We start from the raw sequence: 19341 nt of genomic DNA, 5'->3' as shown, positions 1-19341 counted from the left end.
CCGGCGCTCACGTGGCCATGGCGGGGCCGCCGGCCGCCTGCATGCCCTGGGCCGTGAGCTGCAGCACGCGGTCTGCACGCGCGGCCGCCGCGCCCGAGTGGGTCACGAGCACCAGCGCGGCGCCATGCGCGCGTGTCTGGGCTATGAGCAGGTCCATGATGCGCGCGGCCGTGCCGGGGTCGAGGTTGCCCGTGGGCTCGTCGGCCAGCAGCAGGGCCGGGCGATGCACGAGGGCGCGCGCGATGGCCACGCGCTGCAGTTGCCCGCCGCTGAGCGCGTGCGGCAGCCGCGCGCCCAGGCCGGCCAGTCCCACGGCGGCGAGCATCTCGTCCACGCGCCGGCCATCGGGGCGGTGCAGCAGCAGCAGCGGCAGGCCCACGTTCTGCGCCACGTCCAGGTGCGGCAGCACGTGAAAGGCCTGGAACACGAAGCCCACATGGGCGCGGCGCCACAGCGCGCGCCGGGCGTCGTCCAGCGGGCCCAGGTCCACGCCCTCGTGCAGCACCTGGCCCGCATCCCAGTGGTCCAGCCCCGCCAGGCAGTTGAGCAGCGTGGACTTGCCCACGCCCGAGTCGCCGACGATGGCGACGAACTCGCCGCGGCGCACCTCGAGAGCCACGTTCTCGAACACCGTCTGCGTGCCGTAGCACCGGGCCAGGCCGCGCACCTGGAGCAGGGGCGGGGCGCTCACGCGGCGCCGCCCAGCACATGGGCGCGCACGGCGTCCACCAGCCGCGCCGTGGCGCCCTCGGCGTCGCAGGCGATCACGTGGCGAGCGGGCATGCCGCGCAGCCAGGTGATCTGGCGCTTGGCCAGCTGGCGCGTGGCGGCAATGCCGCGCTCGGGCAGGCTGGCCATGGGGTGCAGGCCGTCGAGCGACTCCCAGGCCTGGCGATAGCCCACGCAGCGCATGCTGGGCAGGTCGGCATGCAGGTCGCCGCGCGCGCGCAGGCGCAGCACCTCGTCGAGAAAGCCCTCGGCGAGCATGGCGTGAAAGCGTCGGGCGATGCGCTCGTGCAGCCAGGCACGATCCTGCGGTTCCAACGAAAAAAGGCCTCCAGCGCTTATGGGGCGGGCGCTGGCAGCTATTGTTTTTGCTGTGTGAAAGCTCGACAGCGGACGGCCCGAGACATGCCAGACCTCGAGCGCGCGCTGTATGCGCTGGCTGTCGCCGGGCGCCAGGCGCGCGGCCGTGACCGGGTCCACGCGCGCGAGCTCGGCATGCATGGCGGGCCAGCCCTGCGCCGCGGCCTGCTGCTCCAGGCGGGCGCGCACGGCGGCGTCGGCCGCGGGCATGTCGTCGATGCCATCGAACAGCGCCCTGAAGTACAGCATGGTGCCGCCCACGAGCAGCGGCAGCGCGCCGCGCGCGCGGATGTCCTCGATCAGCCGCGTGGCGTCGCGCACGAACTCGGCCGCGCTGTAGGCCTGCAGGGGGTCGCGGATGTCGATCAGATGGTGCGGCACGGCGGCGAGCTCCTCGCGCGTGGGCTTGGCCGTGCCGATGTCCATGCCGCAGTACACCAGGGCCGAGTCCACGCTGATGATCTCCACCGGCAGCCGCGGCGCCAGCGCCTCGGCGATGGCCAGCGCCGCCGCCGTCTTGCCCGAGGCCGTGGGCCCCGCGAGGGCGACGGCCGGGATGGATTCAGCGGTCATGGGCCGGCTCCTGCGGTGTGTGGCGCTGCACCAGCGTCCAGGCGACGGCCGCGACCAGCACCGACCACAGCGCCACGCCCTGCACCAGCGGCCAGACCGTGCCGTCCAGCGCCCCGCCGAGCCAGTGGCCTATGGCAAAGGCCGCCAGCATCATCATGAAGCCGTTGAGCGCCGAGGCCACGCCCGCCGCCTGCGGAAACGGCCCCACGGCACCCGACTGTCCGCAGGGCTGGTGGATGCCATGGCCGAGCATGAACAGATAGAACGGCGGCAGCAGCGCCGCCACGCTGTGCCAGCCGAGCGTGGCGGCCAGCAGCATCAGCAGGCCGCCGCTGGCGCTCAGCGCGCCGGCGATGGCCACCGTGCGCGCCAGGCCCCAGCGCGCCAGCAGCCGCCGGCACAGCAGCGTGCCCAGCAGATAGGCCACGGCCGTGGACAGCAGCGTCAGCCCGTAATGCGTGCGCGTCGTGCCCAGCACGTCGATGAAGACGAAGGACGATGCGGCGAGAAAGGTGAACAGCCCGCCATAGGTGGCCGTGGTGAGCAGGGAATAGGCCCAGAACGCCGGCGTGCGCAGCACCAGTGCCCAGGTGCGCGCCATGGTCGCGGGGCGCAGCGCCCGCGGGTTGCGCTCGGCCAGCGTCTCGGGCAGGCGCAGCGCCACCAGGGCCAGCGTGGCCACGGCATAGGCCGTGAGCACCAGCAGCGCCGCGCGCCAGCCCAGCCATTCGGTCAGCAGGCCGCCCAGTGGCGCGCACAGGCAGGCGATGATCCCCAGGCCCGTGAGCGCCTTGGACATGGCGCGTGCGCCCGCCAGCGGCGAGTACAGATCGCGCACGATGGCGCGCGCGCACATCACGGCCGCGCCCATGGCCGCGCCCTGCAGCGTGCGCCAGGCCACGAGATGCTCCATGGTCGGCGCCAGCACCGCGCCCACCGAGGCCAGCGTGTACAGCGCCAGCCCCATGAGCAGCACGGGCCGCCGGCCCAGGCGGTCGGACAGCGGCCCCCAGAGCAGCTGCGAGCAGCCAAAGGCGAGCAGCAGCGCGGACAGCGTGAGCTGGCCGGCCGCCACGGGCGCGCCCAGGCTGCGCGTGAGGGCGGGCAGGGCGGGCAGGTACAGGTCGGTGGTGACGGGCTGGATGCTCAGCAGCAGGGCCAGCACCATGATGGCCAAGCCGGGAGGGATGGTCATGGGCTGAACCCCCAGCGGGCCGACGGCGGCGGACGGAACGGACATGGTGCGGGCGAGGGTAGCAGAGTCTGCCCACCGCCGCGCGGTGGTCGGCAGGGGGGCTAGAGCGCCGCGCGCAGGCGTGCGGCGTAGTCGGCCAGCACGGCGGGCGGCGGCTCCTGGCGCGGCCAGGTGAAGCTGATGCCGTCCTGCGCGTGGCGCGGCACCACGTGCATGTGAAAGTGCGCCACGGTCTGGCCGCCCAGGGCGCCGTTGGCCTGCAGCAGCGTGAGCCCGGGCGGGTCGAAGGCCGCCTGAACGGCCTGGGCCACGCCGTGGACGGTGCGCATCACGGCCGCGGCCTCCTCGGGCGTGGTCTCCAGCAGCGTGGCGGCGTGGCGCCGGGTGGCCACGAGCACATGGCCGGGTGTGACCTGGCCTATGTCCATGAAGGCAATGGTGTGCTCATCCTCGTGCACCAGGGCGGCAGGGATCTCGCCGGCGATCAGGCGGCAGAAGATGCACTGGCCCGGGGGGGAGTGGTCGACGAACATGGGCATGGATGGTTCTCCTGAGGTTCCAATACACAAAGGGCACGCGGCCATGCGCCCGCGTGCCCTGCGCCAAGGCAGTATCGGTCAGAAGCGGTGGCGTATGCCCACGCCGAAGCTGTTGCCCTTGGTCTGCCCGGTGATGCGGTCGTTCATGTACATGGCGTACACGTCGGTGCGCTTGGACAGGTAGTGGTCATAGCCCACGGTGAAGGTCTTGCGGTCGCGGTTGGTGGCGGTCATCTCGGTCTTGGCCCAGGACGCGAGCAGGCTGCCTGCGCCCAGCGGTGCCGAGGCGCCGAGCTGCAGCGTCTTGGCCTTGTCGGGCAGGCCGTCGGCCTTGGCCTGGCCGTAGCTCAGGTAGGGCTTGACCACCTTGAAGTCATAGGCTGCGGCCAGCATCCAGTCCTTCGTGGTTGCGCCCAGCGGGACGCTGGTGCCGGGGTTGCTGACCTGGTCGCGCTCATAGAAGCCGGTCAGGGTCAGGGGGCCGCCGAAATAGAAGAAATTGGCGCCGATGTTCTTCTTGCCGTTGTCGCCCGCCTGCTCACCGAACTGGTATTGCAGATTGGCCTTGAAGCCGCCGATGTCGGGTGTGCTGTAGACGATCTGGTTGCTCCAGCCGGTGTCGGCGGGGGTGGTGGACATCCAGCTTGCGGCATTGAACAGCGGCACGTTCATGTGCAGGATCAGCGGCGAGAAGGTGAACGAGTCGCCCAGCGGATTGCCGATGACGGACGGCAGGAAGTTGGGCGCCATCCAGCGGCCCAGCAGCACCGAGCCGAAGCTGCCCGACAGGCTCACGTTGGCGTCGCGCGAGAAAAAGGTGTCATTGGGGATGCCGCGCGTGGGCGCGCCGCTGTCCGCCTGGAAGAAGGAGGTCAGCTGAAAGCTCGCCTTCAGACCGCCGCCCAGGTCTTCCGTGCCCTTGAAACCGAACCACGAGGTGGTCATGCCGCCACTGTTGACGACGGATCTGCGATCGCCGTCGCCGGCCATCTTCATGGAGCCGGCGTACACGTCCACCAGACCGGTGACCTGAACGGAACTTTGGGCATGGGCACCGGCGCAGCACAACGCTGCGGCGGCCAGGGCAATGAGCTTCTTGGGCATGAGCAATCCTTCTTCTTGGGAGGGGAGGGTGAGGGGTGTTTTGTATGCAATTACTGCACACCAAACCATCATCCGGCAGTTTGCATGTCCTGCATAGATGAAACAGAGTCTTGCCCAGCGTTTTTGTAATATTTCAAGGACGTTTGTTGCATCCATGTCAGTAAACGTGTAGTGGCGCAGGTTTGATATCCCTCAAAGCGGGCGCCGCGCACACCCGGCACAGTGGTGCCATGTTCCCGACTCCTTCCTCCGACCAGTCCGTCCAGATCGAGGTGGCCGCCGCCGGCGAGGTGCTGCGTGAACGCCACCAGCAACCCGCCTCCGTGCTGTACTTGGACAGCGGCCGCGTGCTCCTGGGCGTGCGGGAGGAGGGCGTGATGCGTCATCAGCTGGGCGTTGTCAACGGGCCGTTCTGGCTGGACGCCGCGACGGCACTGCTCGACCAACCCTGTCCCGTGGACATGGTGGCCGACACGCGCGTGCATCTGCGTCGCATGCCGGTCGAGGAATTCAAGCGTGGCTTCGATAGCCTGCCCGCCGCGGCGCAGGCATTGCTGCGCGACATGGCCACGGGTTACTGCCAGCAGACCGAGCTGGCCGTCAGCCGCCTGGCGCAGGATGCCGAGGCGCGCTGCGCGCAATGGCTGCTGCGCCATGCGCACAACGGCGAGGACGGCGGGCTGCGCGTGACGCTGCACCAGCGCAAGCGCCTGATCGCGGCCCAACTGGGCATCGCGCCGGAAACCCTGTCGCGCGTGCTGCGCCATCTGCGTGAGCATGGCCTCATCGCCGGTACCGGCAACGTGCTGAGCCTGCCGCAGCCGCGCGCGCTGCAGATGGTCGCTGGGGTGTAGGGGTGGCACGGGGCGACAGGCGCGGGCTGCGACGCGCAAGCGGGCTCATCTTGTAAGAAAGTGCGTCCAACGCAGGCGAATACCGCGCTTTTGCGCGTATTTGTCAGCGGCTGGGCCTGCATGGCGCGTTTGCTAGGGTTTTCCTGAGCGTGCCACAGGGTTCCACCCAGGGCCGGGCGTGAAGGCGCTGCGTATATTGGCTCGGACATCCCTTGTCCGAGTCCTTCGCCATGCGCCGCCCCCTCCCTTGTTCATTTGATGCTTCCGTGACGGGGCGGCCATGACGCATCGCGCACACGAGGGCGGGCCCTGGGGCCCCGAGGCCGACGAGACGAGTGGTGGCGGCTGGTTGCCGGGCCCCCTGGTGCGCAAGCTGCTCCTGGTGCCGGTACTGGCGATTGCCCTGTCGGGTGCGCTGGCCGCCTGGTGGGTGTCGCACGCCATGGGCCGGGAGGCCATGGACCGCCTCGTGAGCCAGCAGAACGACGAGGTCGAACTGGTGGCGCGCCTGCTGGCGAGCAAGATCGAACAGAGCCAGAAGGTCCTGTCCACGGTTGCCGAAGGCATCACGCCCGAGATCCTGGATTCTCCGGCCTGGCTCGAGTGGCTGCTGCAACAGGGCTTGCCCGCGGTGCGCTTCTTTGACGCCATCCAGGTGGCGCGCAAGGACGGCACCTTGAGCGTGAATCTGCGCTATGGCCGGCTTGCCAAGGCGTCCGAGCTCGACCCCGTCGAGCGCGAGTTTCTGGTGCGCACCCTGCTCGATGGCAAGCCGCAGGTTTCGGGGGTCATCGGCACCTCCGATGCGGACGCGCGCGTGATGTTCACCATGCCATTGCTGCGGGGCGAGGGCCGGGTGATAGGGGCGGTATCCGGTGTGCTGAGGCTGCAGTCGCAAGGTTTGCTGCCGCACTCGCTGGCCCTGCCGGCGCGCAGCGAGTCACGCCTGGTCGTCTTTACGCGCGACGGGGTGATCCTCTCGCACCCGAGTCTGGAGCGCGTGCTCGGTCAGATCAGCGAGGAGCCCGGGCTGGCCGAGGCCTATGCCCGCTGGCTCGACGTGAATCAATCCCACTCGGGCGGGGGCGGCACGCAGGTGCTGGGCGAGCGCGTCATCAGTCTCGCGAGCGTGCCCATGCCGCGCTGGATGGTGGCCCGTGTGAGCGACGCGCATGCCATGCTCGAACCGCTGCAGGGGGCGCAGCACCGTGCCTGGGGGCTGGTGGCAGGGGTCACGGCCATGGTGTGCGCGCTCACGCTGGCCGCCATGCTCTGGCTCGCGCGGCCGCTGACGCTGCTGCGTCTGCGCGCCAGGTCCGTGCTTGAGCAGGACGAACCGAAGCCATGGCTTCGTGCCCAGACCGGGCCATCGCCGACGCAGGTGACCGGCGTGGAGTCATGGCCTCGTGCGCGTGGGGAGGTCGATGATGTCGTGCAGCTGCTCTCCCGCTTGCTGGAGGGGCGGCACAGGCTCCAGCGTGGCACGGAGACATTGCTGCGGCAACTGCAGTCCGTCCTCGATCATGTTCCCCTGGGCATCGCGGTCACCCGTGCCGAGCAGGTGGAGGTCGTGAGCCAGCAGGTCTGCCGCCTGCTGGGCTATTCACCGCAGGAACTGCAGGGGCGCAGTCTGGTGGCGTTGCTGGCGCCCCATGAGCAAGGCGTGGACATGGCGCAGCAGGTGCACGATGCGTTCGCCGCGCATGGAGGTTTCGATGGCGAGCTGCCCCTGTTGTGCAAGGATGGTGGCGCACTGTGGGTGCGGGTGAGAGGGCATCTCGTGCAGCCGGGCGAACCTGCGCGCGGTGTGGTCTGGACGCTCGAAGATGGCACGGCCGAGCGCGAGGCACGGGCGCAGCAGGCATGGGAGCGCACCCACGACAGCCTGACGCAGTTGCTCAATCACACGGAGATGGAGCACCGCCTGCAGGTGTTGCTGGCCGAGCGCGCGGAGCGTGAATGGCAACCCAAGGGTGATGCTCAGGAGGGCAGCGGTGTGCTGCTGTTCCTCGATCTCGATCATTTCACCGTGGTCGACGATCTGGCGGGCCGGGCCATGGCCAACGATGTGCTGCGTCGCCTTGCGAGCCTGCTTGAGGCCGAGGCGCGCAGCAGCGGCTGGGCGGCACGCATGGGGGGTGACGAGTTCGCCGTGCTGTTGCCCGGCAGCAGCGTGGAGCGCGGCCGGATGGTGGCCGAGCGTCTGCGTGTGGCGGTGCAGGCGTGGGAGCCCGCATACCAGGGGCGCAGCTATGGGTTGGGCCTGAGCATTGGCCTCGTGTCGCTGGTCCCGGGTCTGCGCGATGCGGCGGCCGTGCTGCATGCGGCAGACCTGGCCTGCTACGAGGCGCAGCGCGCGGGGGGCAACCGCGTGCATGTGGGGGACGCGCACTCCATGGCGTGAGGGCGGCAATGCAATCGCGGCACGGCGCCGAGGGCGGGCGTTGTGGCGTGAGATGTTGACCTGCGCATCGGACTGCACTTATCCTGAGATACTATCAATACGGTAGCTTCCAACGCGTGCGCAGTGGTGCTGTGCACGGGTTTGGTGCAGTGCACCAAAACCGAGAACCAGGACACGAACGCCCCATGCCCCCTTCCGCCCACCCCGCCTCGGCCCCCGCGGCAGCGCCATCTGCGCCGCGGCTGCAGCTGACGGGTATCACCAAGAAATATCCGGCCGTGGTGGCCAATGACGGCGTGTCGCTCACGGTGCAGGCGGGAGGGGTGCATGCGGTGCTCGGCGAGAACGGGGCGGGCAAGTCCACGCTGATGAAGATCATCTACGGCGCCGTCAAGCCCGATGCCGGGCAGATGCTGTTCGACGGCCGGCCCGTGCAGATCAGGAACCCGCAGGAGGCGCGCCAGCTCGGCATTGCCATGGTGTTCCAGCATTTCAGCCTGTTCGACACGCTCACCGTGGCCGAGAACGTCTGGCTGGGCCAGGACAGGAGCCTGCCGCTGGCCGAGGTGGCGCGGCGCGTCAGCGCCACGGCGGCCGAGTACGGCCTGGACATCGACCCCGAGCGTCCCGTGCACACGCTCTCGGTGGGCGAGATGCAGCGCGTGGAGATCATCCGTGCGCTGCTCACCCAGCCAAAGCTGCTGATCCTTGACGAGCCCACCTCGGTGCTCACGCCGCAGGCCGTGGACAAGCTGTTTGTGGTGCTGCGCAGGCTGGCCAGCGAGGGCTGCTCCATCCTCTACATCAGCCACAAGCTGCATGAGATTCGCGCCCTGTGCACGGCCTGCACCGTGATGCGCGGCGGCAAGGTCACGGGCGTGTGCGATCCATCGCAGGAGTCCAATGCCTCGCTCTCGCGCCTGATGATTGGCGCCGAGCCGCCGCAGCTCGCGCACCGCTCGGGCAGCGCGGGCGAGGTGGTGCTGCGCGCCCAGGGCCTGAGCCTGCCCGCCGCCGACCCATTTGGCGTGCCCTTGGTCGCCATCGACCTCGTGGTGCGCGCGGGCGAGGTGGTGGGCATTGCCGGCATCTCCGGCAACGGGCAGAAGGAGCTGCTGCAGGCGCTGTCGGGCGAGGACCTGCGCGCCGCGCCCGACATGGTGCTGCTGGCCGGCAGGAAGGCGGCGCGCCTGAGCCCCCGGCGCAGGCGCGCCCTGGGTCTGCACTTCGTGCCAGAGGAGCGGCTGGGCCGCGGCGCCGTGCCCAGCATGAGCCTGGCGCACAACCTGCTGCTCACGCGCGGCGATGCCGTGGGCGTGGGCGGCTGGCTGCGCATGGGGCGGCTCGAGGAGCAGGCGCGCGGCATCATTGCGCGCTACCAGGTCAAGGCGGGCGGGCCCGACGCTGCGGCCCAGTCACTGTCGGGTGGCAACCTGCAGAAATTCATCGTGGGACGCGAGATCGAGGCCGGCCCCAAGGTGCTCATCGTCTCGCAACCTACCTGGGGCGTGGACGTGGGTGCGGCGGCGCAGATTCGCGGCGAGATATTGCGGCTGCGCGACCAGGGCTGCGCCGTGCTCGTGGTCAGTGAGGAGCTGGACGAATTGTTTGAGATATGTGACCGGCTGCATGTGCTGGCCAAGGGGCGGCTGTCGCCCAGCGTGCCGCGCGCCGAGGCGACGGTGGCGCGCATAGGCGAATGGATGAGCGGGCTGTGGCATGCCGAGGTGCAGGCCCATCTTGCGGGCGCTGCAGACGCTGCGGGCGGGGAGGGCGAGCATGCTCAAGCTTGAGATGCGGCCCCAGGCCTCGCGTCTGTGGGCCTATGGCTCGCCCGTGCTCGCGCTGGCGATCACCGTGCTGATCGGCGTGGCGCTGTTCGCGGCGCTGGGCAAGGATCCGGTGCGTGCGCTGCAGGTGTTCTTCTGGGAGCCCATCAAGTCGCCCTATGCGCTCGGCGAGCTGGCGCTCAAGGCCACGCCGCTCTTGCTCATCGCGCTGGGGCTTGCGGTGTGCTTTCGCTCCAACGTCTGGAACATCGGCGCCGAGGGGCAGTTCGTGATCGGCGCCGTCGCCGCCGGGGGCATCGCCCTGCTGGCGGACAAGGGCACGGGGCCGTGGATCGTGCCGGCCATCCTGGCCGCGGGCATGGTCGGCGGCATGGTCTGGGCGGGCATCACGGCGCTGCTGCGCGACCGCTTCAACGCCAACGAGATCCTGGTCAGCCTGATGCTGGTCTATGTGGCCATCCTGTTCCTGGGCTACCTGGTATATGGCCCGTGGAAGGACCCCATGGGCTACAACTTCCCGCAGACGCGCATGTTCGAGCGCGTCACGCAAATGCCCCGGCTGTTCGCCGGCTCGCGCGTGACCATCGGTGCCGCGCTGGCCCTCGTGGGCGTGCTGCTGCTGTGGGTGTTCCTGTTTCGCACGCGCGCCGGTTTTGCGCTGCAGGTGGGAGGCCTCGCGCCCTCAGCGGCGCGCTATGCGGGCTTTTCCTCGCGCCGCGCGCTGTGGACGGCGCTGTTGATCTCTGGCGCAACGGCGGGCCTGGCGGGGGCGCTCGAGGTGGCCGGGCCGATTGGCCAGCTCACGCCCTATGTGCCGGCGGGCTATGGCTTTGCCGCCATCATCGTGGCCTTCGTCGGCCGCCTGCACCCGGTGGGCATGGTGTTCTCGGCGCTGCTCATGAGCATGTTCTATATCGGGGGGGAGCTTGCGCAGTCGCGCCTGGGCCTGCCGAAGTCATTGACCGGCGTGTTCCAGGGCCTGCTGCTGTTCACGCTGCTGGCCTGTGACACGCTGATTGCCTACCGCGTGCGCTGGGTGGGCGCGAAGGGAGGGGCGCGCTGATGGAGTCGTACGCATTGCTGCTGGGCAGCACGCTGAGCGCGGGCACCGTGCTGGCGATTGCGGCGCTGGGCCTCTTGATCAACGAGAAGGCCGGCATCGTCAATCTCGGCGCCGAGGGCATGATGCTGTGCGCGGCCATTGCCGGCTTTGCCACCGTGGTGCACACGGGCAGCTTTGCTCTGGGCCTGCTCGCCGGCATGGCAGCGGGCGCGCTGCTGGCGGTGCTGTTCGGCTGGCTGGTGATCTGGCTCAACACCAACCAGTACGCCACGGGGCTGGCGCTGTCGCTGTTCGGTGTGGGGTTTTCGGCCTTCGCGGGCATCAACTATGTGCAGGCCAGGCTGCCGGACACGCCCAAGTTTTCCTGGCCCGTGCTGGGTGATCTGCCCGTGCTGGGGCCGGCGCTGTTTCGCCTGCATCCGCTGGTCTATCTGACCATGCTGCTGGTCGTGCTGCTCATGTGGTTTCTGTACCGCACGCGTGCCGGCCTGGTGCTGCGCTCGGTGGGCGAGTCGCCCCAGTCGGCCCATGCGCTGGGCTACCCGGTGCGGCGCATCCGCCTGCTGGCCGTCGCCGCCGGCGGGGCGTTGTGTGGCCTGGCGGGGGCCTACATCTCCACCGTCTACACGCCGCTGTGGGTGGAGGGCATGGTGGCCGGGCGCGGCTGGATTGCGCTGGCACTGACCACCTTTGCCACCTGGCGGCCCGCGCGCGTGCTGCTGGGCGCCTATCTGTTTGGCGGTGTGACCATGCTGCAGTTCCACCTGCAGGCCTCCGGCGTGCATGTGGCCAGCCAGCTGCTGTCCATGCTGCCCTACCTGGCCACCATCGTGGTGCTGGTCTTGATCTCGCGCAATCCGACCTGGATCCGTGTCAACATGCCGGCCTCGCTGGGCAAACCCTTTTTTCCGGGAAGCTGACTTTTTCAAACCTTGCCATGAACACCTTGAACAAACGCACCCTGCTCAAAACCGCGGCCCTGTCTGCCGTCACCCTTGCAGTCCTGGCCGGCTGCGGCAAGAAGGAGGAGGCCGCACCCGCCGCTGCCCCGGCGCCGGCCGCTGCGCCAGCGGCCGACAAGCTCAAGATCGCCTTCATGTATGTGAGCCCCATCGGCGATGGCGGCTGGACCTTCCAGCATGAGCTGGGGCGCAAGGCCATCCAGGAGAAGTTCGGCGACAAGGTCGAGACCTCCTTCGTCGAGAGCGTGCCCGAGAGCGCCGACGCCGAGCGCGTCATGCGCGACATGGCGGGCCAGGGCAACAAACTGATCTTTGCCACGAGCTTTGGCTACCAGGAGTTCGTGCAGAAGGTGGCGGCGGATCTGAAGGACGTGAAGTTCGAGCATGCCACCGGCTACAAGCAGGCCGACAACGTGGCCACCTACGACACCAAGACCTTCGAGGGCGCGTACCTGGCTGGCATCGTGGCCGGCGGCATGAGCAAGACCAAGACCGTGGGCATCGTGGCCTCGGTGCCCATTCCCGAGGTGGTGCGCAACATCAACAGCTTTGTGCTGGGCGCGCAGAGCGTCGATCCGTCCATCAAGGCCAAGGTGGTCTGGGTCAACGAATGGTTCAGCCCCCCGAAGGAGGCCGAGGCCGCCAGCACCCTGATCAACGGCGGCGTGGACGTGATGTACCAGAACACCAATTCGCCCTCGGTGCTCAAGACGGCCGAGGAGCGCGGCGCGCGCGCCTTCGGCAAGGATGGCGACATGAGCGCCTTCGCGCCCAAGGCCCACCTGGGCTCGGCCGTGGTGGATTGGACGCCGTACTACACCAAGGTGGTCGAGGACACGCTGGCCGGCCAATGGCAGAGCGGCTCGTTCTGGTGGGGCGTGAAGGAGGGTGCCATCGACCTCAAGAAAATCGCCGACGATGTGCCGCAGGACATCAAGGACCGCGTCGAGAAGGCCCGCGCAGGCCTCAAGGATGGCAGCTTCGCCGTCTGGACCGGGCCCATCAAGGACAACACCGGCAAGGAACTGCTGGCCGCCGGTCAGGTGGCCGACCTGAAGTTCCTCACCGGCATCAACTTCTACGTCGCCGGTGTCGAAGGCAAGGTGCCGGGCACCGAAGGCAAGTGAGAGTGTTTCCCCATCAATCCACGCAAGGATTCCGCATGACTGATCTGCACAAGCGTTCCCTGTTCAAGCTCGCGGCCCTGACGGCCGTCACCGCCACGGCCCTGCTGGGCTGCGGCAAGAAGGAGGAGCCGGCACCGGCCGCATCGGCCCCGGCACCCGCCGAAGCGCCCGCGGCCAAGCCCGCGCCGCTGAAGGTGGCGTTTGCCTACGTCGGCCCGGTGGGCGACGGCGGCTGGTCCTATGCGCATGACCAGGCGCGCCAGAAGCTGCAGGCCGAGTTCGGCGACCGCATCGAGACCTCGTATGTGGAAAGCGTGCCCGAGGGCCCAGACGCCGAGCGCGTGCTGCGCGACATGATCGGCCAGGGCAACAAGCTGATCTTCGGCACCACCTTCGGCTACATGGACGTGATGCAGAAGCTCGGCGCCGAGTTCCCTGACGTGAAGTTCGAGCATGCCACCGGCTACAAGACCAGCGCCAACGTGCGCACCTACGACAGCCGCACCTACGAGGGCGCCTACCTCGCGGGCATCATCGCCGGCGCCATGACCAAGACCAACACGCTGGGCGTGGTCGGCTCCGTGCCCATCCCTGAGGTGCTGCGCAACCTCAACAGCTTCACGCTGGGCGCGCAGAGCGTGAACCCCAAGATCAAGACCAAGGTAGTCTGGGTCAACGAATGGTTCAGCCCGCCCAAGGAAACCGAGGCCGCGACCAGCCTGATCAACGGCGGCGCCGACGTGCTGTTCCAGAACACCGACTCGCCCGCCGTGCTCAAGACCGCACAGGAAAAGGGCAAGCGCGCCTTCGGCTGGGACAGCGACATGACCGCCTATGGTCCCAAGGCGCATCTGGCGTCGGCCGTGATCAACTGGCTGCCCTACTACACCAAGGCCACCAAGGACGTGCTCGACGGCACCTGGCAGACCGGCCAGAGCTGGTGGGGCGTGAAGGAGGGCGCCATCGATATCGTCTCCATCGCCGAGGATGTGCCCGCCGACATCAAGGCCAAGGTCGATGAGGCGAAAAACGGCCTGAGAAATGGCAGCTTCGCGATCTGGAAGGGCCCCATCGTGGACAACACGGGCAAGACCGTGCTGGAGCAGGACGTGGTGGCCGACGACAAATTCCTCACCGGCATCAACTTCTACGTGAAGGGCGTGGAAGGCCAGGTGCCGGGCGGCGACAGCAAGTAAGCCGCGCGCATCTGCCTGTGCACAGGGCCACCACCGGTGGCCCGTTTTTTTCATGGCGGCGGCGTATGCTTGCCCGGTCTGGGGGCAGACCGCCCGTTGCATGAGGAGTCCGTGACCATGATCGAAGCAAGTCTGTGGCACCCCGTTGCCGCCGTGCAGGACCTGGCCCAGGCGCCGCTGGCCGTGCGGCTGCTCGAGCGCAACATCGTCCTCTGGCGCGACGGCGAGGGCCAGGTTCAGGCCTTTGCCGACCAATGCCCGCACCGTGGCGCGCGCCTGTCCCTGGGGCGCGTGCACGATGGCCGGCTCGAATGCCCCTATCACGGCTGGCAGTTCGCCGGCAGTGGCCAGTGCGTGCATGTGCCCGCGCTGCCGCACATCACGCCGCCGCCCCTGCACCGTGCCTGCCGCCATGCCGTGCGCGAGGCCTGCGGACTGCTCTGGGTGCGGCTGCAGGAGGGCGACGCGCCGCTGCCGGCGTTTGCCGCCGAGCACGACGCGCATCTGCGCAAGCTCAATTGCGGCCCCTATGACGTGGCGGCGAGCGCGCCGCGCATCATCGAGAACTTTCTCGACATGTCGCATTTCGGCTTCGTCCACGAGGGCTGGCTGGGCGCGCGCGAGGCCACGGCCATCGACCCCTATCAGGTGGAGCAGACCGCGACGGGCCTGCGTGCGACCGGCTGCAAGGCCTGGCAGCCCCAGTCCAACCTGCATTCCACGGCGCCCGCCCAGGTCGAATACGAGTACGAGGTGACCGCGCCCTACACGGCCGTGCTCACCAAGGTGCCCGAGGCCGGCAGCACGGCCGTGCAGGGCTGGCGCGAATCCATCGCCCTGTTCATCTGCCCGCTTGCACCGGAGGCCAGCCGCGTGTGGTTTCGCCTGGCCGTGGCGGACTTCGACACGCCCGACGACAAGCTGCGCGCCTTCCAGCACACCATCTTCACGCAGGACCAGCCTGTGCTCGAATCGCAGCAGCCCAAGCGGCTGCCGCTGGACCTGCGGGCCGAGCTGCACGTGATGTCCGACAGGGCATCGACGACCTACCGCCGCTACCTCAAGGAATGCGGCATCACCTTCGGAGTCTGCTGATGCACACGCTGCCGACCATCGCCCCCGAGCGCCTGCCCGATCTGCTGGCGGCCAGCCCCAAGGCGGAGTTGCACATCCACATCGAGGGCTCGCTCGAGCCCGAGATGATCTTCGCGCTTGCGCGGCGCAACGGCGTGGCGCTGCCGTACGACGATGTGGAGGCGCTGCGCCGGGCCTACGCCTTTACCGACCTGCAGAGCTTTCTGGACATCTACTACGCGGGCGCCAGCGTGCTGCTGCATGAGCAGGATTTTTACGATCTGGCCCTTGCCTATCTAGCGCGAGGAGCTACAGATAATGTAGTGCGCGCTGAGATCTTCTTCGACCCGCAGACGCACACCGCGCGCGGCGTGTCCATGGAGACCGTGGTGCGCGGCCTGCACCGTGCCTGCGTCGACGCGCGCGCCAGGTTCGGCATCTCGGCCGCGCTCATCATGAGCTTTCTGCGCCACCTGAGCGAAGAGGATGCGTTTGCCACGCTCGAGCAGGCCATGCCGCTCCTGGACCACATCATCGGCGTGGGGCTGGACAGCAGCGAGCTCGGCCACCCGCCCGAGAAGTTCGCGCGCGTGTTCGCGCGCTGCCGGCAGCTCGGCCTGCATGTGGTGGCGCATGCGGGCGAGGAGGGGCCGCCGGCGTACATCTGGGGCGCGCTCGATGTGCTCCACGCCGAGCGCATAGACCATGGCGTGCAGGCTGTGCACGACGCGGCGCTGGTGCGCCGGCTGGCTGCCGAGCGCATACCGCTCACCGTGTGCCCGCTGTCCAACCAGAAGCTGTGCGTGTTCCCGGAGCTCGCGCAGCACAACCTGCCGCAGCTGCTCGCCGCCGGCCTGGTGGCCACCGTCAACTCTGACGATCCGGCCTATTTCGGCGGCTACATCAACGACAACTTCCGCCAGACCTTCGCCGCGCTGCCGGCACTCACGGCGCAGCACGCCTGGCAGCTCGCGCGCAACAGTTTCGAGGCCAGCTTTGCGGCCGAGGCGGAGCGCCAGGCCTGGCAGCAGCGGCTCGAAGCTTGCTTCGAGCAGCACGCGCAGCGCGGCTGACCGCTTCGGACGGGCGCGGGCCGGCGTGGGGCGCCATGCGCTCATGCGGCATGGCGCGCGCCATCAGCCCCCGGTGGTCATGTAGCCCATCCACGGCCAGTAGGTCAGCGAGAACACCGCCAGCAGGACCACGGCCGCGGCGGTGAGCACCAAGCCGGTGCGCACGTAGTCGCGGATGTCGAAGGTGTCCGTGCCGTAGGCCAGCATGCCCTGGGGCGAGTTCACCGGCAGGATGAAGCCGATGCTGATGACGAACTGCAGCAGCATGGTCAGGCCTATGGCGTTGATGCCCGGCGTCTGCACCGCCTGCAGCACGCTGATGATGATGGGGATCATGGTCGACGCCAGCCCCGTCGCGCTGGCAAAGCCCAGGTGGATCACGATCAGGAACAGCGCCAGCAGCATGAAGATGGCGAACGCGCTGGCATGGGTCAACCCCAGATGGTCCACGATCAGGCGCGCCAGCCAAGGCGCGGCCTCGGTCTTGAGCAGGGCCGAGCCCATGGCGATGCCCACGGCAAACAGCAGCACGGTCCCCCAGGGGAAGCCCTTTTGCGATTCCTTCCAGCCCATCACGCCCACGCGCGGCATGAGCATCAGGGCGATGGCGACAATGGTGGAGGTGGTCGTGTCCACGTCGTGCAGCACGCCCTCGGTGGCCCAGAAGCCCAGCAGCACCAGGGTGATGCCCAGCAGCTTCCACTGCCTGGCGGTCATCGGACCCAGGGCGCTCAGTTGCTGGCCGATGGCCTCGCGCCCGCCGGCGATATGGTCCATCTCGGGCCTGAGCATGCGCGTCATGATGAAGTACAGCGCGAAGGTCAGCGCGGCGGCATAGGGCGCACCGGCCACGAACCACTCGCCCCAGGTGATGCCCTGGCCGAACTGCCTTTCGATGAAGCCGATGGCCACCATGTTCTGCGCCGCGGCGGTCTTGATGCCGATGTTCCACACGCTCGCGGTCTGGGCCGCGGTGATGACCACCAGCGCGGCAAACTTGCTGCGCCTGTCGGCGCCGAAGGCCGTCAGAAAGCCCAGCATGATGGGCATGAGGCAGGCCACGCGCGCCGTGGCGCTGGGCACGATGAACGACAGCAGAAAACCCACCAGGATGGCGCCCATGGCCACATGGTTGGCGCGCGCCGGCACGTACGACAGCACCTGCAGGGCGATGCGTTTGTCGAGCTGCGTGGCCGTCATGGCAGCGGCGATGAAGCAGGCCGCCGCCACCAGCACCACGGCGCTGTTGCTGAAGCCGCTCAGCGCGTAGGGCAGGGCCGCCTTGGTGCCCATCATGGCGCCCGCGGCCTCCTTGCCGGGCACGGGGCTGATGGCCATCAGCACGATCATCAGCGCGCCGATGACGACGGCGCTCACAGCGTAGTCCAGTGCCTCGGTCATCCACAGAATCACCGCAAAGGCGAGTATGGCCAGCATCATCTGACCCGCCTGTGGCAGCCCCGGCAGGGCCGGCATGAAGCCGATGACAAGCAGGACGGCAATGGCGGCCCACAGCCCGACGCGCTGCGTGAGGGTCGGTCCGCCGGGGCCGCCGGAGGGTGCAGGCGAGGCCGGCGGTGCGGCCGGTGAGGGCGAGGCAGTGATGGCGGGAGACGATGTCACGGCAGCTTCCTTTCTTTTTGTTGGTGCCGGCAGGGCCGGCGGTTCTGCGGCCATTGATTGTGTGCCGCGCTGGCGGCCTTGCATGGCTCATGGCGTGGCGCAACGCCGCATTCTTGATGGACATCAAGCATGGCCCTGCGGGCGGGCGGCGCCGCATGCGCCTACAATCGCCGCCCGGCAATATCGCCAACATGGGTTCCCTCGCCCCCATCCATCAAAAAGGACTGTCATGTCATTGCCTCAGGCACAGCCGTCGCGCGTGCCGTTCTACCTCTCCCTGCTGGTCGCGTTTCACATCGCCATCGTCATCGCCAGCAACTATCTCGTGCAGCTGCCCATCAATCTGCTGGGCTTTCACAGCACCTGGGGGGCGTTCAGCTTCCCGTTCATCTTCCTGGCCACCGATCTCACGGTGCGGCTCATCGGCAAGGCGCAGGCGCGGCGCGTCATCGCGCGCGCCATGGTGCCGGCGCTGCTCGCCTCCTATGTGGTGGGCGTGCTGTTCCATGAGGCCGCCTTCAACGGCTGGGGCGCTCTCGCCGAGTTCAACGCCTTCGTGTTCCGCATCGCCTTTGCGAGCTTTGCCGCCTATGTGCTGGGGCAGTTGCTGGACATCCAGGTGTTCGACCGCATCCGCCAGCAAAGCCGCGCCTGGTGGCTGGCACCGGCGGCCGCCTCGGTGTTCGGCCAGGCGCTGGATACGGCGGCGTTCTTCTCCATCGCGTTCTGGCGCAGCTCCAACCCCTTCATGGCCGCGCACTGGGTGGAGATCGCCTGGGTGGACTATGTCATCAAGCTCGGCGTGAGCCTGCTGCTCTTTGTGCCCGCCTATGGCGTGGTGCTGGCGGCCATCGTGCGCTGGCTGCGCCAGGACCCGCTGCCGCTGGCGGCCGCGCGATGAGCGCGCTGCAGCCGCGCCGCGCCCTGGTGCTGCTCTCGGGCGGGCAGGACTCCGCGACCTGTCTGGCCTGGGCGTTGTCGCGCTACGCCGAGGTCGAGACCCTGGGCTTCGACTACGGCCAGCGCCACCGCGCCGAGCTCGAGTGCCGCCTGCGCCTGCGCGCCGGCATGCAGGCCATGGCCTGGCCCGGCCGCCTGGGGCCCGATCATCTGCTGACCGTGGATGTGCTCGCCCAGCTGGGCGGCAGCGCCATGACCGAGGAGGTGGCCATCACCCTGCAGCAGGACGGCCTGCCCAACACCTTTGTGCCGGGGCGAAACCTGCTGTTCTTCACGCTGGCGGCGGCGCTGGCCTACCGGCGTGGGCTCGAGGTGCTCGTCGGGGGCATGTCCGAGACCGACTATTCCGGCTATCCCGATTGCCGCGACAACACCCTGAAGGCCCTGCAGGTCGCGCTCAGCCTGGGCGTGGACCGGCGGCTGACGCTGGAGACGCCGCTCATGTGGGTGGACAAGGCCGGCACCTGGGCCCTGGCGCAGCGGCTCGGCGGGGACGCGCTGGTGGAGCTCATCCGGCGTGACTCCCATACCTGCTACCTGGGCCAGCGCGACCGGCTGCACGACTGGGGCCATGGCTGCGGCAGCTGCCCGGCCTGCGAGCTGCGGGCACAGGGCTGGCAGGCGTGGAAGCGCAATGCCGGGGCAGACTGATTGCTTTTGAATTGATAGCTGCCAGCGCTTTGTGGACAAGCGCTGCAGGCCTTTTTGACTGATATTG

General features: G+C 68.7%; 17 protein-coding genes. 11 read left to right on the top strand and 6 right to left on the bottom strand.

Features of this window, described 5'->3' with window-relative positions:
* Window positions 1-7 precede the first annotated feature (7 nt).
* The 5 genes from ABUE11_RS10925 to ABUE11_RS10905 form a co-directional block, all read right to left on the bottom strand.
* Window positions 8-691, bottom strand: coding sequence for an ABC transporter ATP-binding protein (locus ABUE11_RS10925; RefSeq protein ID WP_367065351.1), 684 nt, complete (start codon window positions 689-691; stop codon window positions 8-10).
* Entirely contained in the window at window positions 688-1659 is a 972-nt protein-coding gene (gene miaA, locus ABUE11_RS10920; protein WP_367065350.1) for a tRNA (adenosine(37)-N6)-dimethylallyltransferase MiaA, read from the bottom strand. Before miaA ends, ABUE11_RS10925 begins: the two co-directional genes overlap by 4 nt.
* Entirely contained in the window at window positions 1649-2899 is a 1251-nt protein-coding gene (locus ABUE11_RS10915) for a multidrug effflux MFS transporter (protein WP_367065349.1), read from the bottom strand. The genes miaA and ABUE11_RS10915 overlap by 11 nt, the downstream gene beginning before the upstream one ends.
* 56 nt (window positions 2900-2955) lie before the next feature.
* Window positions 2956-3393 carry an HIT family protein gene (locus tag ABUE11_RS10910; protein WP_367065348.1) on the bottom strand — a complete coding sequence of 146 codons (438 nt, stop codon included), beginning with the start codon at window positions 3391-3393 and terminating at the stop codon, window positions 2956-2958.
* Between the two features lie 78 nt (window positions 3394-3471).
* Window positions 3472-4497 carry a porin gene (locus tag ABUE11_RS10905; RefSeq protein WP_367065347.1) on the bottom strand — a complete coding sequence of 342 codons (1026 nt, stop codon included), beginning with the start codon at window positions 4495-4497 and terminating at the stop codon, window positions 3472-3474.
* A gap of 230 nt (window positions 4498-4727) precedes the next feature.
* Here ABUE11_RS10905 and ABUE11_RS10900 point away from each other — a divergent pair, with 230 nt between their 5' ends.
* The 9 genes from ABUE11_RS10900 to ABUE11_RS10860 all read left to right on the top strand — a co-directional run bounded on the left by ABUE11_RS10900 (window position 4728) and on the right by ABUE11_RS10860 (window position 16040).
* The gene (locus ABUE11_RS10900; protein ID WP_367065346.1) at window positions 4728-5351 is read left to right on the top strand and encodes a Crp/Fnr family transcriptional regulator; all 624 of its coding nucleotides are present in this window, start codon (window positions 4728-4730) and stop codon (window positions 5349-5351) included.
* A 280-nt stretch (window positions 5352-5631) separates the two neighbouring features.
* The gene (locus tag ABUE11_RS10895) at window positions 5632-7755 is read left to right on the top strand and encodes a diguanylate cyclase (protein ID WP_367065345.1); all 2124 of its coding nucleotides are present in this window, start codon (window positions 5632-5634) and stop codon (window positions 7753-7755) included.
* A 185-nt stretch (window positions 7756-7940) separates the two neighbouring features.
* Window positions 7941-9548: an ABC transporter ATP-binding protein gene (locus tag ABUE11_RS10890; protein ID WP_367065344.1), complete on the top strand. Its 1608-nt coding sequence runs from the start codon at window positions 7941-7943 to the stop codon at window positions 9546-9548.
* Window positions 9535-10608 (top strand): ABC transporter permease, encoded by a 1074-nt coding sequence (locus ABUE11_RS10885; protein WP_367065343.1) that lies wholly within the window; start codon window positions 9535-9537, stop codon window positions 10606-10608. The genes ABUE11_RS10890 and ABUE11_RS10885 overlap by 14 nt, the downstream gene beginning before the upstream one ends.
* Window positions 10608-11528: an ABC transporter permease gene (locus ABUE11_RS10880; RefSeq protein WP_367065342.1), complete on the top strand. Its 921-nt coding sequence runs from the start codon at window positions 10608-10610 to the stop codon at window positions 11526-11528. Before ABUE11_RS10885 ends, ABUE11_RS10880 begins: the two co-directional genes overlap by 1 nt.
* A 17-nt stretch (window positions 11529-11545) precedes the next feature.
* Window positions 11546-12697 carry a BMP family ABC transporter substrate-binding protein gene (locus ABUE11_RS10875; RefSeq protein ID WP_367065341.1) on the top strand — a complete coding sequence of 384 codons (1152 nt, stop codon included), beginning with the start codon at window positions 11546-11548 and terminating at the stop codon, window positions 12695-12697.
* A 35-nt stretch (window positions 12698-12732) separates the two neighbouring features.
* On the top strand, window positions 12733-13893 hold the full coding sequence (locus ABUE11_RS10870; RefSeq protein ID WP_367065340.1) for a BMP family ABC transporter substrate-binding protein: 1161 nt from the start codon (window positions 12733-12735) through the stop codon (window positions 13891-13893).
* Between the two features lie 117 nt (window positions 13894-14010).
* A complete protein-coding gene (locus tag ABUE11_RS10865; RefSeq protein WP_367065339.1) occupies window positions 14011-14988 on the top strand; it encodes an aromatic ring-hydroxylating dioxygenase subunit alpha in 978 nt (325 codons plus the stop codon).
* Window positions 14988-16040 carry an adenosine deaminase gene (locus ABUE11_RS10860; protein WP_367065338.1) on the top strand — a complete coding sequence of 351 codons (1053 nt, stop codon included), beginning with the start codon at window positions 14988-14990 and terminating at the stop codon, window positions 16038-16040. Before ABUE11_RS10865 ends, ABUE11_RS10860 begins: the two co-directional genes overlap by 1 nt.
* Before the next feature lie 63 nt (window positions 16041-16103).
* On the opposite strand, the gene ABUE11_RS10855 is transcribed toward ABUE11_RS10860, so the two are convergent.
* A complete protein-coding gene (locus tag ABUE11_RS10855) occupies window positions 16104-17645 on the bottom strand; it encodes a DASS family sodium-coupled anion symporter (RefSeq protein ID WP_367068803.1) in 1542 nt (513 codons plus the stop codon).
* Window positions 17646-17892: 247 nt separating this feature from the next.
* On the opposite strand from ABUE11_RS10855, the gene ABUE11_RS10850 reads away from it, so the two are divergent.
* Together ABUE11_RS10850 and queC are read left to right on the top strand one after the other, a co-directional pair.
* Window positions 17893-18564, top strand: coding sequence for a 7-cyano-7-deazaguanine/7-aminomethyl-7-deazaguanine transporter (locus tag ABUE11_RS10850; protein ID WP_367065337.1), 672 nt, complete (start codon window positions 17893-17895; stop codon window positions 18562-18564).
* Window positions 18561-19274, top strand: coding sequence for a 7-cyano-7-deazaguanine synthase QueC (gene queC, locus ABUE11_RS10845; RefSeq protein WP_367065336.1), 714 nt, complete (start codon window positions 18561-18563; stop codon window positions 19272-19274). Before ABUE11_RS10850 ends, queC begins: the two co-directional genes overlap by 4 nt.
* Window positions 19275-19341 lie beyond the last annotated feature (67 nt).

This window comes from Oryzisolibacter sp. LB2S (genome assembly GCF_040732315.1).
Classification (GTDB): Bacteria; Pseudomonadota; Gammaproteobacteria; order Burkholderiales; family Burkholderiaceae_C; genus Alicycliphilus; species Alicycliphilus soli.
Note: the sequence above shows the minus strand (reverse complement) of the source record. Positions and strands in the feature narration are given on the sequence as shown.

What these genes read in the sequence shown, in the direction of transcription:
- queC (WP_367065336.1), top strand. Translation starts at nt 18,561, where the DNA reads ATGAGCGCGCTGCAGCCGCGCCGCGCCCTGGTGCTGCTCTCGGGCGGG.
- ABUE11_RS10900 (WP_367065346.1), top strand. Translation starts at nt 4,728, where the DNA reads ATGTTCCCGACTCCTTCCTCCGACCAGTCCGTCCAGATCGAGGTGGCC.
- ABUE11_RS10850 (WP_367065337.1), top strand. Translation starts at nt 17,893, where the DNA reads ATGTCATTGCCTCAGGCACAGCCGTCGCGCGTGCCGTTCTACCTCTCC.
- ABUE11_RS10910 (WP_367065348.1), bottom strand. Translation starts at nt 3,393, where the DNA reads ATGCCCATGTTCGTCGACCACTCCCCCCCGGGCCAGTGCATCTTCTGC.
- ABUE11_RS10895 (WP_367065345.1), top strand. Translation starts at nt 5,632, where the DNA reads ATGACGCATCGCGCACACGAGGGCGGGCCCTGGGGCCCCGAGGCCGAC.
- ABUE11_RS10865 (WP_367065339.1), top strand. Translation starts at nt 14,011, where the DNA reads ATGATCGAAGCAAGTCTGTGGCACCCCGTTGCCGCCGTGCAGGACCTG.
- ABUE11_RS10875 (WP_367065341.1), top strand. Translation starts at nt 11,546, where the DNA reads ATGAACACCTTGAACAAACGCACCCTGCTCAAAACCGCGGCCCTGTCT.
- miaA (WP_367065350.1), bottom strand. Translation starts at nt 1,659, where the DNA reads ATGACCGCTGAATCCATCCCGGCCGTCGCCCTCGCGGGGCCCACGGCC.
- ABUE11_RS10905 (WP_367065347.1), bottom strand. Translation starts at nt 4,497, where the DNA reads ATGCCCAAGAAGCTCATTGCCCTGGCCGCCGCAGCGTTGTGCTGCGCC.
- ABUE11_RS10860 (WP_367065338.1), top strand. Translation starts at nt 14,988, where the DNA reads ATGCACACGCTGCCGACCATCGCCCCCGAGCGCCTGCCCGATCTGCTG.
- ABUE11_RS10880 (WP_367065342.1), top strand. Translation starts at nt 10,608, where the DNA reads ATGGAGTCGTACGCATTGCTGCTGGGCAGCACGCTGAGCGCGGGCACC.
- ABUE11_RS10870 (WP_367065340.1), top strand. Translation starts at nt 12,733, where the DNA reads ATGACTGATCTGCACAAGCGTTCCCTGTTCAAGCTCGCGGCCCTGACG.
- ABUE11_RS10890 (WP_367065344.1), top strand. Translation starts at nt 7,941, where the DNA reads ATGCCCCCTTCCGCCCACCCCGCCTCGGCCCCCGCGGCAGCGCCATCT.
- ABUE11_RS10915 (WP_367065349.1), bottom strand. Translation starts at nt 2,899, where the DNA reads ATGTCCGTTCCGTCCGCCGCCGTCGGCCCGCTGGGGGTTCAGCCCATG.
- ABUE11_RS10885 (WP_367065343.1), top strand. Translation starts at nt 9,535, where the DNA reads ATGCTCAAGCTTGAGATGCGGCCCCAGGCCTCGCGTCTGTGGGCCTAT.